Here is a 2,145-nt window from a genome sequence, read left to right on the forward strand (position 1 = left end):
AGCTGGAAAGAAACCTTCGCCCAATGCGCCGAAAACCGCCGACTGCTGGACAGCGTGCTGAAACCCGGCGCCGAAGTCACCTGCACGCGCAGCTTCTGCCTGCTGCCCCTGCGCTACGGCGCCATGGGCGGCAACGACTTCCAGCGCGGGCAACTGCCGCCGTTGCCCGTGCAGCTGCGCCGGCCTTTCCAGGTCGGCCCGCTCACCAAGTCCGAGTACGCCGTACGGCCCTTGCGCGAGGGCTTTCTGTACGTCCTGATCAAGCGCATGGGCGCCGCCTATGCCTGGCATAGCCAGTACCGCGTCTCCTAACTCGGCAGCCTCAACTTCATCGACGCCGACCACCCCTGGGCCCCGCCCGCGTCGCCCTTTGTCGGGGTGAATGGCGTCCGGGGGCTGACCTGGATGCTGAAGTTCAACGATGTGGACGGCATCGAAGACCTGCGCTTTCTCTACAGCGCGGCACCGCTGACCCAGGCCAGGCGGGACAGCTACCGTGCGCTGTCGATGTACCGGGACAGCATGACTTCGGTGGACATTATCCGCTTGGCCTCGGCCTCGCCGCCGCAACTGGACAATGTGCTCACGTACGCGGAGCTCGACCTCATCGCCGACTTTGCCGCAGCGGACAAGCCCGACCTCGCGCGCCAGCTAAGGGCCCAGGCCTTCTCCACCTACCTGCCACCGCAGCAAGCGCTGTTCGCCGAAATGATGCCGTCCGGTGGACGCAAGGCGCCACGTGGCGCCGCCATCGTCCTCGACGATGCGCTCGGCCTCGTCCAGGAACTCAACGCCTGGCGCAACGCCAGCAGCGAGCCACTGGAAGCCTTCATGGCGCGGGAGGACGGCGAGAAGCTCAGCAATCAGCGCAAGTTCACCATCGCCTTCGCCCTCGAAAACATCCGCCAGCTCGTGGAAGACGAAGCCGAGCAGAACTATTACAAGGGCCAGCAAGGCATCGGGGTGCGCTACACCGACCCCGAGTACCGGATGAGCAATCAGCACGCGGTCGCGCAGTCCTACCGTGGCTACCAGACGTTCCGCAACCCGGCGCATCAGCGCCAGGTGCAAGAGGCCGCCGCCAAGGCCAGCCGCGCCCAGAGCTGGGACAAATACGCGAAGTACATCAACGAAGACATGCGCCAGAGCTTTCTCAGGCGCTATCGCGATGAAGTCGACCAGGCCGACGCCGCCAAGGAGGCGCGTGCCCCGGACCATCTGCGTTGGCTGCAAAGCGAACAGTTGCTCGTCGCGCTCGACGTGTTCGATCCCAACGACACGGAGCACGCCCTGCTGTTCGAAGACCAGATGGGCAAGGCCTTGGTCGGCATGAATGCCACGGCGGCCGGCGAGCAGTGGCTCGAACGCTGGCGCCAGGCGGGGGGCTCGCGGGAAAACTTGTTCTGGCGGGCACTGACGCAGAACCAGGAGGCCATCGAGGACGAGGTGGCCAGGCTCTTCGGTGAGCAAGGCACCCTGGCGTTTCTCGACCCTGCGGCCCTGCAGAGCCGGCTGAAGAAGTTGGCCGATCTCTATGACAAAAGCCATGCCTTGCTGGATTCGTTGGCGGACGCGACGGCAGGGCCGCCCTCCAGCTACCTGGTAGGTGGTGCCCTGCTGGTCGATACCCTGGGCAACTCGCTGTTCCAGAGCAAGTTAGCCACGTTGGTAGACAAGCCGATCAACAAGCTGATCGCCGCCGCCCTCCACGCACGGCTTGGGCGCTTTGCCGAGCACTTCCAACTGGAATTGCGTGACGGCAAAGCACTGAGCCGGGGAACGAAGGCGCGCCTGGACCGGGCCATTGATCGCAGCTTCGACGAGGCTTTGCGCGCTGCGGATAAGGGGCCAATGACGGAAATGCGCATTGGTCACGCACTGGTGTTTCTGGAGCTGTGGAACCTCCACAATAAGCTCGCGGTTACCGACAAGAACAGCCGGGAATACGTCGAAGCGGCGGCGGCAGTGGTGGCGCTGACCGCTGCCGGCGTCGAACTGGGGGCGACGGCGGTGGCAATGGCTGCGCGAAGCAGCAATGCGGCCGTGCAGCAGGGTGCCAAGGTGTTTAGTAGTGGCTTGCGCTTGACGGCAGGAGTATTGGCGGGGGCTGCCGCTGCGGTAGGGGCATGGTATGACATCCAAGAC

General features: G+C 64.7%; 2 protein-coding genes. Both read left to right on the plus strand.

Going from position 1 to position 2,145, the window contains the following annotated elements; all coding sequences use genetic code 11:
* Nucleotides 1–312, plus strand: a 312-nt coding sequence (locus tag PMI38_RS03745; protein WP_008090913.1) for a toxin VasX, incomplete at its 5' end; no start/stop codon positions are given.
* A gap of 93 nt (nt 313–405) precedes the next feature.
* Nucleotides 406–2,145 (plus strand): T6SS effector BTH_I2691 family protein (locus tag PMI38_RS03750; RefSeq protein ID WP_008090916.1); only part of this gene is annotated, 1,740 nt, incomplete at its 3' end.

It is taken from the genome of Pseudomonas sp. GM84 (genome assembly GCF_000282535.1).
Classification (GTDB): domain Bacteria; phylum Pseudomonadota; class Gammaproteobacteria; order Pseudomonadales; family Pseudomonadaceae; genus Aquipseudomonas.